General features: G+C 71.9%; 14 protein-coding genes, 1 pseudogene and 1 riboswitch. All 15 genes and pseudogenes read left to right on the top strand.

What is annotated here, in order from left to right; all coding sequences use genetic code 11:
• Positions 1-25 precede the first annotated feature (25 nt).
• The 15 genes and pseudogenes from IBX62_01455 to queD all read left to right on the top strand — a co-directional run bounded on the left by IBX62_01455 (position 26) and on the right by queD (position 12,228).
• Positions 26-685, top strand: a complete 660-nt coding sequence (locus IBX62_01455; protein ID MBE0475757.1) for a ribulose-phosphate 3-epimerase — start codon at positions 26-28, stop codon at positions 683-685.
• 20 nt (positions 686-705) lie between these two features.
• A riboswitch (FMN riboswitch) is annotated at positions 706-828 on the top strand.
• Between the two features lie 10 nt (positions 829-838).
• Positions 839-1,960, top strand: a complete 1,122-nt coding sequence (gene ribD / locus IBX62_01460; protein ID MBE0475758.1) for a bifunctional diaminohydroxyphosphoribosylaminopyrimidine deaminase/5-amino-6-(5-phosphoribosylamino)uracil reductase RibD — start codon at positions 839-841, stop codon at positions 1,958-1,960.
• Positions 1,961-1,987: 27 nt separating this feature from the next.
• Complete coding sequence (locus IBX62_01465; GenBank protein ID MBE0475759.1) at positions 1,988-2,653, top strand: riboflavin synthase; 666 nt, start codon at positions 1,988-1,990, stop codon at positions 2,651-2,653.
• An 8-nt stretch (positions 2,654-2,661) separates the two neighbouring features.
• Positions 2,662-3,921: a bifunctional 3,4-dihydroxy-2-butanone-4-phosphate synthase/GTP cyclohydrolase II gene (locus tag IBX62_01470; protein MBE0475760.1), complete on the top strand. Its 1,260-nt coding sequence runs from the start codon at positions 2,662-2,664 to the stop codon at positions 3,919-3,921.
• Between the two features lie 4 nt (positions 3,922-3,925).
• Positions 3,926-4,390 carry a 6,7-dimethyl-8-ribityllumazine synthase gene (locus IBX62_01475; GenBank protein ID MBE0475761.1) on the top strand — a complete coding sequence of 155 codons (465 nt, stop codon included), beginning with the start codon at positions 3,926-3,928 and terminating at the stop codon, positions 4,388-4,390.
• A 351-nt stretch (positions 4,391-4,741) separates the two neighbouring features.
• Positions 4,742-5,482, top strand: a complete 741-nt coding sequence (locus tag IBX62_01480; protein ID MBE0475762.1) for a hypothetical protein — start codon at positions 4,742-4,744, stop codon at positions 5,480-5,482.
• 144 nt (positions 5,483-5,626) lie between these two features.
• Positions 5,627-6,055: an Rrf2 family transcriptional regulator gene (locus IBX62_01485; GenBank protein ID MBE0475763.1), complete on the top strand. Its 429-nt coding sequence runs from the start codon at positions 5,627-5,629 to the stop codon at positions 6,053-6,055.
• A 5-nt stretch (positions 6,056-6,060) separates the two neighbouring features.
• Positions 6,061-7,245 carry a cysteine desulfurase gene (locus IBX62_01490; protein ID MBE0475764.1) on the top strand — a complete coding sequence of 395 codons (1,185 nt, stop codon included), beginning with the start codon at positions 6,061-6,063 and terminating at the stop codon, positions 7,243-7,245.
• Positions 7,246-7,280: 35 nt separating this feature from the next.
• Positions 7,281-7,712: a Fe-S cluster assembly scaffold protein NifU gene (gene nifU, locus IBX62_01495; GenBank protein MBE0475765.1), complete on the top strand. Its 432-nt coding sequence runs from the start codon at positions 7,281-7,283 to the stop codon at positions 7,710-7,712.
• A 26-nt stretch (positions 7,713-7,738) separates the two neighbouring features.
• A complete protein-coding gene (mnmA, locus tag IBX62_01500; GenBank protein MBE0475766.1) occupies positions 7,739-8,770 on the top strand; it encodes a tRNA 2-thiouridine(34) synthase MnmA in 1,032 nt (343 codons plus the stop codon).
• Positions 8,767-9,582, top strand: a complete 816-nt coding sequence (locus tag IBX62_01505) for a histidinol-phosphatase HisJ family protein (GenBank protein ID MBE0475767.1) — start codon at positions 8,767-8,769, stop codon at positions 9,580-9,582. Before mnmA ends, IBX62_01505 begins: the two co-directional genes overlap by 4 nt.
• Positions 9,579-10,670, top strand: coding sequence for a Nif3-like dinuclear metal center hexameric protein (locus tag IBX62_01510; protein MBE0475768.1), 1,092 nt, complete (start codon positions 9,579-9,581; stop codon positions 10,668-10,670). Before IBX62_01505 ends, IBX62_01510 begins: the two co-directional genes overlap by 4 nt.
• 26 nt (positions 10,671-10,696) lie before the next feature.
• A complete protein-coding gene (locus tag IBX62_01515) occupies positions 10,697-11,425 on the top strand; it encodes a hypothetical protein (protein ID MBE0475769.1) in 729 nt (242 codons plus the stop codon).
• Positions 11,422-11,811 (top strand): annotated as a pseudogene (locus IBX62_01520) (ribonuclease HI family protein). The gene IBX62_01515 and the pseudogene IBX62_01520 overlap by 4 nt, the downstream one beginning before the upstream one ends.
• A gap of 24 nt (positions 11,812-11,835) precedes the next feature.
• Complete coding sequence (gene queD / locus IBX62_01525) at positions 11,836-12,228, top strand: 6-carboxytetrahydropterin synthase QueD (GenBank protein ID MBE0475770.1); 393 nt, start codon at positions 11,836-11,838, stop codon at positions 12,226-12,228.
• Positions 12,229-12,342: the final 114 nt, after the last annotated feature.

The following is a 12,342-nucleotide window of genomic DNA, read 5'->3' on the forward strand; positions in this document are numbered from 1 at the left end:
CCCGTCCGTCTTCGGAGGTGAGCGCGTGGTGCTCGCACCGTCGATCCTCGCGGCGGACTTCACGCGTCTCGCCGAGGCCGTCTCGCTGGCCGAGGAGGCCGGAGCGGACCTCGTGCACGTGGACGTCATGGACGGGTGTTTCGTGCCTAACGTCACCGTGGGACCGCCGGTGGTGCGCGCCCTGAAGCGAGTCACCTCGCTGCCGTTGGACGTCCACCTCATGGTCGCGGACCCCGACGGCACCGTGGAATGGTACCTCGACGCCGGCGCGGACATCGTCACGGTGCACGTCGAGGCCTCCACCCACCTGCACCGAACGCTCGGAGCGGTCAAGGAAGCGGGGGCCTCCGCCGGCGTCACCTTGAACCCGGCCACGCCCGTGCACTCGCTCCGGGACGCCGTCGGCTACGCCGACCTCGTGCTCGTGATGAGCGTCAACCCCGGCTTCGGCGGCCAGCGCTTCATCCCGCGGTCCGTCGAACGGGTTCGCGAGATCGCGGAACTGTGCGCCGACGAGGGGGCCGCCCCGGTCATCCAGGTCGACGGCGGCATAGACGTCGCGACCGCGCCGCTGGTGGTGGAGGCGGGCGCCCGGGTCCTGGTGGCCGGCAACGCCGTGTTCGGAGACGGCGACCCCGCGGCGGCGCTCGCGGCGATCCGGCAGGCCGGTGAGTCGGCGCTCTAGCCGTGTGGTATCCTCATATGCGCTTTCTTCAGGGCGGGGTGGAAGTCCCCACCGGCGGTGAGAGCCCGCGAGCCCCGATCGAAGGGGCAGACCCGGTGGAATCCCGGGGCCGACGGTGACAGTCCGGATGGGAGAAGGAAGGTCGTCGCGCGCATGCGCCTGTTCAGCGACCCCGCCGCGTCCGTGGCAGAGCCGATGCTCGCCCGAGCCTACCGCCTCGCGGAGCGAGGACGAGGGGCGACGTCCCCGAACCCCATGGTCGGGTGCGTCCTCGTCCGCGAAGGCGCCGTGGTCGGTGAGGGCTTCCACGAGCGCGCGGGGGCGCCGCACGCCGAAGCCGTCGCGCTGGAGGCGGCCGGCGGGCGGGCGCGCGGAGCGACCGCCTATGTGACCCTCGAGCCCTGCAACCACCACGGACGCACGCCGCCGTGTGCAGAGGCGCTTGTCGCGGCAGGGGTGGCCGAGGTGGTCATCGGGATGCCCGACCGGAACCCGGACGTCGAAGGCGGCGGCGCCCAGGCGCTGAGCGACGAGGGCGTCGAGGTGCGCTTCGCCGAGGACCCGGGACCGTTCGAGCAGCTGAACGAGGCGTGGCTGAAGCGCACACGCACCGGCCTGCCGTGGCTGGACGTGAAGGTCGCCCTGACGCTCGACGGCCGGCCTGCGCTCGCAGCGCAGCGGCGGACGGCGATCTCGAGTCCGGAGGCCGCTCGCCTGACGATGCGACTGCGCGCGGCAGCGGACGCCGTCGCGGTGGGGGCCGCCACGCAGCGCGCAGACGACCCGCTGCTCACCGTGCGCGACGAGGGCGGCGTCCCCGCGGCCCGCCAGCCGCTTCGCGTCGTCGTGTGCCGTACGGCTTGTCCCGAGCCCGGCGCGCGGGTGCTGGACCCCGGGCTCGGCCCGTCGCTCGTTCTGATCCCCGAGGACCGCCCCAGCGGCTGCGACGCGCTGAGCGCGTCGGGTGTGGAGTGCGAGACGTACCCGCGCGCGGACGGCCTCCTAGGCGCGCTTCGCGCGCTGAGCGGGCGCGGGCTCTCCCGCGTCCTGCTCGAGGCCGGACCCGGCTTGTTCACCTCGGCGTGGGAGGACGATCTCGTCGACCGGCTCATCCTGGTTCATGCCGGTGGCGTAGGGGGCGTCTCGGCCCCGGTGCTGTACCTCGGGCAGGGCAGCGAGGCGCACGGGCGGCTGGAGAGGGAGATGCGCTGCGTAGAGACCGGCGTTCTCGGTCCCGACGCGGTCACCGTCTGGGAGAGGCGCGCGGCCGGGTAGGCCGCGCGGAAAGGAAGGGAGCACGCCGTGTTCACCGGACTTGTCGAGTCGCAGGGCGTCATCACGCGTGTCGAGCGGGTCCCGGGCGGGGTCCGGCTGGAGGTCTACGCTCCCGAGTTCGGGCGCGACATGTCGATCGGCGATTCGATAGCGGTCGATGGGGTGTGCCTGACCGTCGTGAAGTTCATCCGCGGCGCGTTCCTCGCCGACGTGAGCGACGAGACCTTGAGGGTGACCACGCTGGGCCGCCTTCAGCAGGCGGGGAAGGTGAACCTGGAGCGTGCGCTCCGGCTCTCCGACCGCCTCGGCGGGCACCTCGTCACCGGGCATGTCGACGGCGTCGGGCGGCTCGAGAGGCGGCTACCGGCCGGCAACTCGACCGTGTACACGTTCAGCGCCCCCGCGGGCGTGGCCGAGTACCTCGTGCCGAAGGGCTCGGTGGCGGTGGACGGCATCTCGCTGACGGTGGCCTCCCTGCGACACACCGACTTCACCGCCGCCGTCGTGCCGCACACCGAGGAGGTCACCACGCTGAAGGAGAAGGCGATCGGCTCCCCGGTGAACCTGGAGGCCGACATGCTCGCCAAGTACGTCAGGCGCTACGTCGCACTGTACGAGGGAGCCGAGGAGTCCGCCGGCGAGACCCGCCGCGGGCTGGGCGAGATGCTGCGGGACTTCACGGAGGGCAGGTGAGGGCTGACGTGGCCCACTGCGCGAACACGCCGTTCTCCTCCGTCGACGAGGCGCTGGACGAGATCCGGGCGGGGCGGATGCTCATCGTGGTCGACGACGAGGACCGGGAGAACGAGGGCGACTTCGTCATGGCCGCCGAGAAGGTCACGCCCGAGGCGGTGAACTTCATGGCCGCCAACGGCCGTGGCCTGATCTGTCTGCCGCTGACCGCCGAGCGGCTCGACGAGCTGCGCATACCCCCGATGACGCAGACCAACACCTCCGCGCAGGGGACCGCGTTCCACGTCTCGATCGGGGCCAAGGGACGCATCACCACCGGCATCTCGGCCGCCGACCGCTCCGCGACCATCCAGGCGGCGATCGACCCCGCCACCGGTCCGGAGGACGTCTCGATGCCCGGCCACGTCTTCCCGCTGCGCGCCAAGCCCGGAGGCGTGCTCGAACGCGCCGGGCACACGGAGGCGGCGGTGGACCTGGCGCGCCTCGCGGGGCTGTACCCGGCGGGCGTCATCTGCGAGATCATGAACGCCGACGGCTCGATGGCCCGGCGGCCGCAGCTCGAGCGCGTCGCGGCGGAGCGGGGTCTCAAGATGGTGACCGTGGCCGACCTGATCCGCTACCGGCGGCGGACGGAGCGCCTCGTGGAGCGCAGCTCCACGGTATTCCTGCCTACGGCGCACGGGGACTTCACGGCCTACGGATACACCTCCGTACTGGACGGCGCGACCCATATCGCGCTGGTGGCGGGCGACGTCTCCGGTGCGCGAGACGTGCTGGTCAGGGTGCACTCCGAGTGCCTCACCGGCGACGTCTTCGGCTCCCTGCGCTGCGACTGCGGGTCCCAGCTGCAAGAGGCCATGCGGCTCATCCAGAGCGAGCGGCGCGGGGTCATCCTCTACATCGTCGGTCATGAGGGCCGCGGCATCGGGCTGGCGAACAAGCTCAGGGCTTACGAGCTCCAGGAGCGCGGCCACGACACGGTGGAGGCGAACGAGGCGCTCGGCTTTCCTGCCGACCTGCGCGACTACGGCATCGGCGCGCAGATACTCGCGGACCTCGGCCTGTCCTCGATGAGGCTGCTGACGAACAACCCCACCAAGATCGTCGGGCTCGAGGGATACGGGCTCGAGGTGGTCGAGCAGGTCCCGCTCGAAGTACCGGCATGCCCGCACAACCTGGAGTACCTCCACACGAAGCGCGACAAGATGGCCCACACCCTGACGCTCCCCCCGGGCCGCCCCGGAGGGTCCCTGACGGAAGGAGAGTGACCGGATGGCGACGTACCAAGGCGACTTCATCGGCACCGACCTCAAGATCGGCGTCGTCGTGAGCCGCTTCAACGAGCTCCTGTCCGCGCGTCTGCTCGACGGCGCCCGCGACGCGCTGGCGCGCCACGGGACGGCGCCGGAAGCGGTCGACGTCGCCTGGGTGCCCGGCGCCTTCGAGCTGCCGCTGGCGGCCAAACGTATGGCTGCCTCGGGCGCCTACGATGCCGTGATAGCTCTCGGCGTGGTGATCAGAGGCGGGACCCCGCACTTCGAGTACGTAGCCGCCGAGGTGAGCAAGGGCGTGGCTTCCACGTCGCTGGACACCGGGGTCCCCGTGATCTTCGGCGTCGTCACCGCCGACACGATCGAACAAGCGGTGGAACGGGCAGGCACCAAGGCCGGCAACAAGGGATGGGACGCGGCGCTGTCGGCCATCGAGATGGCGAACCTGCTGAAGGCGATGCCGTAGGCCTTCTCCTCGGGCGGTCGCGAGGCCCCGTCCTCCCGACCGGAGAGCGGGGCCTCACCGTCCGTGGAAGACCCAGAGGGCCCTCGCCACCCTGTGGCTGTCGGCCGTGGGTCCTCTTGCCGCTTCGCACCCTCTCGCGGGGGGTCCGAGGAGAGACGGAACCAGAATCTAGCACCGGCCGGCCCGGCCGACAAGCGACGCTGTGTTCGATTCGACGAACGGCGACGCGGGCCGCCGGAGCGGGTCGAGCGGGTGGACCCGCGGCGACCCGGACCACTTGTCCGTCGGCCAGGCCCTCCGATTGCGCTAAGATGGGCGGGGCTGTTCCGACCGCGCGGAAGGGAGCCTGCGATGCTGGAGGACGATACCGTCCCGGCCGGCCCCCCCGACCAGGACGAGGGCACGACCGAGGAGCGACAGGAGCGTTCCCGCTTCGCCGTGCTCGACGTCTTCGGCCTGAAGCTGGAGGTCAGCAACCCGCGCCTGGCCGAGCTGCTCACCATGGACGCCAAGGACGCCCTCGGCGCCGACGTGCGCGAGTTCGTCGGCGCCGCGCCCCAGGTCCACACCGGGGCGGGAACGGAGGCCGTGCCGGAGGTCGTCCTCTCGGTCCCGAGAGCCCGAGACGAGCAGGAGGCGCGGCTGAGGCGGGAGTTCCGCGCGCGGGTAGAGGCCGACGGGGCTGCGATCGGCTTCGCGACGAGCGGCGAGGGGATGTGGAAGTCCGCCTCGGGTCTGTCGATCCTCACGCGCGCCATCGAGCGGCCGGTCTCCCTCGCGGCCGCGAGCCACTACGTCTCGGAGGTCGCGAACCGGCGGGAGACCGTCGCGGGCCCGGACTCCACGGCGCTGTTCATCGTCGACGGCCAGCAGACCGCCGACGTCTTCAAGGTCGCCATCCGGCAACGGCGCCTGTACGACCTCATGCGGACGATCGCCGTCGAGAACCTCGAAGAGATCCGGGCGCTGGTGGAGCACGGGACGATCGACCACGCCCAGGCGGTCGTGCTGCTCGTCCCGATCGCCAACATCGACGTGGGCGAGGTCCTGTCGATCATCCGCTCGGCGGCTCCGGAGGCCGAAGCCGGCTGAGCCGCGCCCGGACCGAGCTGCCGCTTCACGCGTCTCGGCGAGCGCGGGAAGCACCTCCAGGCTTGACATGCCCGCCGTCGCGTTTTAAACCTTACCTATTCGGTAAGGATTCACCTTACGGCGGCGACTGCGAGGACGGGCGGCATGCGGCTCACGGCGAAGAGCGAGTACGGTCTCCTCGCGCTGATCGACCTCGCGTGCCGTCACGGCGCAGGCCCTATCAGCGTGCGGGAGATCTCGGAGCGCCAGGGCGTCCCGGCGAACTTCCTCGAGCAGCTGCTGGTCTCGTTGCGCCGCGCGGGCATCGTCACGTCCGTGCGCGGCGCCAGGGGCGGTTTCGAGCTCGGGAAGGACCCGGACGCGATCACCGTGCTCGACGCCGTCGAGGCTCTCGAGGGGCCGCTCGTGCCCACCCTGTGCTCGCCGGACCGCGAGTGCGGCCGCAGCCACGCGTGCGCCGCCGCCGTCGTGTGGGAGAGGGCGGCGGACGGCCTGCGGGGCGTGCTGCAGGGTACCACGCTGTCGGATCTGGCCTCGGCGCAGACGCGTCTCGACGCGGGAAAGGGAGCGTGATCGGCGTGGAGCGGCTGGTGTATCTGGACTACGCGGCGACCACCCCGGTGGACCCCCGCGTCGTAGAGGTGATGGCGCCCTTCCACACGGAGCGCTACGGCAACCCGAACAGTCTCTACGCGCTGGGCCGCGACGCCCACAAGGCCCTCGAGGACGCGCGGGAGAGCGTCATGGCCTCCATCAGCGCCGCGAGTCCCAACGAAGTGCTCTTCACCGGCGGCGGCACCGAATCGGACAACGCGGTGCTCCTCGGGGTCACCGCCGCGGCGAGCGAGCGGAAGGGCCGCCATGTGGTCGTCTCGGCGTTCGAGCACCACGCGGTGCTGGAGCCGGCGCACTGGCTCGAGAAGCACGGGTACGAGGTCTCCTATCTCAAGCCCCACGAGGACGGCGTGGTCCACCCCGAGGACCTGGCCGCGGCGTTGCGTGACGATACCGTCCTCGTCTCGATCATGCACGCGAACAACGAGATCGGCACGCTGCAGCCGATCGCCCGCCTGGCCGAGGTCGCGCACGAGCGCGGCGCGTACTTCCACACGGATGCCGCGCAGTCCCTCGGCAAAGTGGCCTTCGACGTCGGTGCCCTCGGTGTGGACGCGGCCTCCTTCTCCGCCCACAAGGTCTACGGCCCCAAAGGCGTCGGCGGCCTCTACCTCAAGCGAGGAACCCCGTTCGCGGCGCTGCTTCGCGGGGGGGGTCAGGAGTTCCGCAAGCGGTCCGGCACGCAGAACGTCGCCGGCGCGGCGGGCTTCGCCGAGGCGCTGCGGATCATGGACGAGGAACGCACCGCCGAGGCGCCCCGGCTGGAGGCGCTGCGGGACCGGGTCGCAGAGGGCGTCCTGGCCATGGAGAACACGCGACTGTCGGCGGCCGACTCGCAGGAGCGATTGCCGAACATCGCGAACCTGATCGTCCTCGGCGTGGAGGGAGAGGCGATGCTGCTCCAGCTCGACGCCAAGGGCATCGCGGTCTCCACGGGATCGGCGTGCTCCTCGGGCTCACTGGAGCCCAGCCACGTGCTGCTCTCCATCGGATGCAAGCCCGAGCATGCGCACGGGTCGCTGCGCGTCACCGTGGGGAGGTACACCACCGAGGAGGATGTCGAGTACTTCGTCGAGACGCTGCCGCCGATCGTCGAGCGCCTGCGTGCGATGTCGCCGGTCTACGCGAGGATGTTCGGGCGGAGCTAGCGGCGCCGGCACGCCGCCACGCGAGAAGGAGAGGCATGTACAGCGAGAAGGTCATGGAGCACTTCGCGAACCCGCACAACGTCGGCGTGATAGAGGACGCGGACGGCGTGGGCGAGGTGGGCAACCCCGTCTGCGGCGACGTCATGAAGATCACGATCAGGGTCGATGACGACCGGATCGACGACATCAAGTTCCAGACGCTCGGTTGCGGGGCCGCGATCGCGACCTCGTCGATCGTGACCGAGATGGCAAAGGGCATGTCGCTCGCCGACGCGGTGAGGATCTCCAAGCAGCAGGTCGCGGACGAGCTCGGCGGCCTGCCGCCGGTCAAGATGCACTGCTCCGTCCTGGCGACCGACGGCCTGAAGAAGGCCGTGGACGACTACCTGGTCAAGCAGGGACGCGAGCCCATCGCGGGACCCATACGCTCCGAGGACCCTCACTTCGACCCGCATGGCGAGGAGTAGTCCCCTTGGCCCGCCTCTTCGTCGCGATGAGCGGAGGCGTCGACAGCTCGGTTGCGGCCGCCCTGCTCGTGGAGGAGGGCCACGAGGTCGTGGGCGTGACCATGCGGCTGCTCGCGGCACCCGACGCCGAGAGCGGCTGCTGCTCGGCCGCCGCCGCCCGGGACGCGAAGAGGGTGTGCCACGCCCTGGGCATCCCGCACTACACGATGGACTTCCGCGACACGTTCTCGCGCGAGGTCGCCGCGCCCTTCGCCGAGGCCTACGCCGTCGGGAGGACGCCGAACCCCTGTGTCGCCTGCAACGACCGGGTCAAGTTCGACGAGCTGCTGCGGCGGTGTCTCGCCGCGGGGGCGGAAGGGCTCGCGACGGGGCACTACGCGCGCATCGTAGAGGATCCCGCGGGGAAGCGCTGGCTGGTGCGCGGCGCCGACGCCGGCAAGGACCAGAGCTACTTCCTGTATCGCATGACCTCCGAGCACCTCGCGCTCGCACGCTTCCCCGTCGGAGGCCTGACGAAGGACCGGGTGCGCCGGATCGCAGCCGAACGGGCGCTCCCCACCGCCGAGAAGCCCGACAGCCAGGAGATCTGCTTCGTGCCCGACGACGACTACGGGGCGTTCGTGGCCCAGGCGTATCCCGGTGCGCTGACCCCGGGTCCCGTGCTCGATACGGCTGGCCGCGTCGTGGGCGAGCACGGCGGGCTCGCGCGCTACACGGTCGGGCAGCGCCGTGGGCTCGGCGGCGGGGCCGACCGGAGGCGTTACGTGGTCGCCCTGCTGCCCGAACGCAACGCCGTCGTCGTCGGCGAGGCGCGCGAGTTGGAGGCGCGCGAGCTGGTGGCCGACGACGTCGTCTGGCGCGCGGGGGCCGCCGAGCGAGGGGGGGTGGCGATCCGCCACCGCGCCCGCCCGGTCCCCGGGCTGATCCGGCTCGGCGAGGACGGGACTCTGCGGATCGCGCTCGACGAGCCGGTGGTCGGCGCGGCACCAGGGCAGTCCGTCGTATGCTACGCGGGAGAGCGCGTGCTCGGCGGCGGGGTGCTGAGGGAGGCGCGATGAGGGTCGACCTGCACGTGCACACGTCGCTGTGCCGACACGCGGAGGGCACCGCCGCGGAGATGGCCGAGGCCGCTCGCGCCGCGGGCCTGGATGTCGTGGCGATCACCGACCACCTGCCGCTTCCCCCGGGCTTCGACCCCGGCTACGCCATGGGCGCCGACGAGCTCGAGGCCTACGTCTCCGAGGTGCTGGTCGCCGCCGAGGGCATGCGCTCCGCCGGCGGACCCGAGGTCCTCCTCGGCATCGAGGCCGACTGGCTGCCGGGGGCCGAGGAGCGCGTCGGCGACGCCGTCGCGGCGTACCCGTTCGACGTCGTCCTGGGGTCGGTCCATTTCCTCGACGGCTGGGCCTTCGACGACCCGCGCCTGGCGGGCGAGTGGGACCGCCGCGACGCGGGGGATGTGTGGCGCGCCTACTTCGGCCGGCTCTGCGCGGCGGCCCGCAGCGGTCTCTTCGACGCCATGGCGCATCCCGACCTGGTCAAGAAGTTCGGGCATCGCCCGGGTTTCGACGCGCTGCCGCTGTACGAGGAAGCCGCGTCCGTCTTCGCGGGCGCGGGCGTGGCGGTGGAGGTGAACACTGCCGGGCTGCGCAAGCCGGTGGGCGAGGCGTACCCCTCGCTCGACTTCCTCGCCGCCTGCCGCAGAGCCGGAGTGAGCGTGGTGACCGGATCCGACGCGCACCACCCCCTGGAGGTCGGCTTCCGGCTGGACGCGGCCGAGGAGCTGCTGCGCGCGGCCGGGTACGAGAGCATCGCCGTCGTACGTGGACGCCGGATCGAGGAGATCCCGATGGGGGTGGCACGCCGATGAGCGGTGCTACGATCGCCGATGTCGTGGGGGTGCTCGAGGAGCGGTTCCCCTCGCAGTGGACGGAGCCGTGGGACGCGGTCGGGCTGCTGGCGGGGAGGGCGGACGCGCAGGTCACGGGCGTGCTGGTGACGCTCGACCCGACGGTCGACGCCGTCGAGCGCGCGGCCTCCGCGGGCGCGAACCTGCTCGTGACGCATCACCCGGCCTACCTGGGGCCCGGGCCTCGACCGACCGAGACCGCGAGCCCGCTTCTGCCCGCGTTGCAGTCCGGTGTCGCGCTCGCCTGCGCGCACACCAACCTCGACCGCTCGCCTGCCGGCGCGGAGGCGCTGCCGGCGGTCCTCGGGCTGCGGGTGCTGCGGCCGCTGGAGGACGGGCTCCAGCCCGTCGACGTCGTGACCGTGTTCGTCCCCCCGGAGGCCGAGGACGCAGTCGTGGACTCCATGGCGGCGGCAGGCGCGGGGCGCATCGGCCTCTACGGGGGCTGCGCCTTCTGCGGCAGCGGCATCGGCCGCTACACGCCGCTGCGCGGCTCCTCCCCGTCGGTCGGGACGCACGGGCGGGAGGAGCGGGTGGCCGAGTCGCGCGTGGAGATGGTGGCCCCGCGCGGAAGCGGTCCGGGCGTAGCCTCGGCGGCGGCAGCGGCCCACCCCTACGACGAGCCGCTCATCATGGTGCAGGAGTCCTCTACCGCCCGCGGAGCCGCGCGGATGGGACGTCTGTGCGCCACCGGCGGCCGGACCCTGCAGGAGCTCGTCTTCGACGTCGCATGCAGGCTGCAGGTGGCGCCGCGCGCGCTCGGCGAGCCCGAGCGGCTCGTGGAGACCGTCGCCGTGGCGAACGGGTCCGCGGGCTCGCTCCTGGGCGCGGCGCTGTCCTCGAGCGCCGACGCGTTCCTGGTGGGCGAGCTGAGGTATCATGACGCGTTGGACGCCGTGGCCGCGGGTCTGTGCGTGATCGAGGTCGGCCACGACGCCAGCGAGTGGCCGATGGTGACCGTGCTCGCCGAGGCGGTGCGCGCGACTCCGTCGCTCGGGACCACGGCGGTCCACGTGGACGCGCCGGGAACGCTGTACTGGTCGCCGTGAGCCGCGAGGGGAGCGGGGAGAACCGCGTGGAGCGATCCGAGACGCTCGTCAGGCTGCAGGAGGCGGACCTCGTCGAGGTCCGGACCCGCAAGCGCCTGGACGAGCTGCCCGAGAAGCGCGCCATACTCGATGCGCGCAAGAAGCGCCGCGAGGTCGAGCAGCTCCGCGGGCGAGCCGAGGAGTTCCTCGGCGGGCTGCGCAGCGAGCTCTCCCGCTTGGAGGATGAAGCCTCAGGGGTCGAGGCCAAGATCGGCTCCGAGCAGGCCAGGGTGATGTCGGGTGAGGTCGTCAATCCCAAAGAGGTGCAGAACATCACGCGCGAGATGGACGCGCTGAAGCGGCGCAAGGACAAGCTGGAGATCGAGGAGCTCCGGGTGATGGAGAAGGTCGAGAAGGCCGAGGGGCAGCTGGCGCGCATCGACGGCGCGCTGACGGCGCTGGACGCGCGCGAGGGCGAGCTCACGCAGGCCTTCACCTCCAAGGGGGGCGAGTTGCAGAACGACATCGACCGCGCGCACCGGGAGCGCGAGGCGCTCGCGGCGGCGCTCGACCCGGAGACGCTCGACGCCTACGAGGAGGCGCGCGCCTCCAAGGGCGGGATAGGAGTGGGCGTGCTCGAGGGCGACACCTGCAGCGCGTGCCGCGTCCAGCTGCCCGCGGAGAAGCTCCACTCCCTGCGTTCGGGCGAGGACGTCGCTCGCTGCCCCAACTGCCGCCGCCTGCTCGTCGTGCGGCGCGGGGGGAGCTCCGCGTGAGCCGTCACACGCTGTTCACGGACGGGGCGGCCAGGGGCAACCCCGGACCGGCGGCCTCCGCGTACCTGCTGCGGGACCCGGAAGGAAGCATCGTCGCCTCCGCGGGGAGGTTCCTCGGCGTATCCACGAACAACGCCGCGGAGTACCAGGCCCTCATCGACGGCCTCGAGGCCGCGCTCGCCCGCGGGGTTCGCGCCTTGGACGTCCGCTCCGACAGCGAGCTGATGGTCCGGCAGCTGTCCGGCGAGTACCGCGTGAGGAACGAAGGGTTGCGCCCGCTGTACGAACGGGCGACCGAGCTGCTCGCCGCGATCGAGGAAACGAGCGTCGTCCACGTCCGGCGTGAGGACAACGCCGAGGCGGACGCGCTCGCCAACCGCGCCATCGGCGCCCGGGCCGAAGCCGCGGACATGAGACGGGAGCCGCCGGGCGGGTCGTGGGACCTGACGGTGCGCGGCCACTTCGACGCGGCGCACGCTCTCAGGGGCTACGAAGGGGAGTGCCGCGAGCTCCACGGCCACACGTGGGACGTGGAGGCGACGGTGCGTGGCGAGGCGCTCGACGACATCGGGATCGTGTACGACTTCAAGACGCTCAAGGACGACCTCGCGGCGGTGCTGGATCCCTTCGACCACGCGTACCTCAACGACGTGCCGCCCTTCGACGGCCTCAACGCCACGGCCGAGAACCTCGCGCGCGTGATCTTCGAGGCGCTGCAGGCACGCGTGGCTCCCACCGTGACGGTGACCGAGGTCGCCGTGTGGGAGTCGCCGGTGGCTCGCATCGCGTACCGGAAGGCGTAGGGAACCGGATCGCCCGCGGGCGCGGTGACCCGTGGTCAGCGTCCGCGGATGCGGTCCGGAGGTGGGTCCCGAGGAACGAGAGTGTCCCAAGAAACCTCGCCCGCGGTGTCCTTA

The sequence above is a fragment of the Coriobacteriia bacterium genome, from assembly GCA_014859305.1.
In the GTDB taxonomy this organism is placed as follows: domain Bacteria; phylum Actinomycetota; class Coriobacteriia; order Anaerosomatales; family Kmv31; genus Kmv31.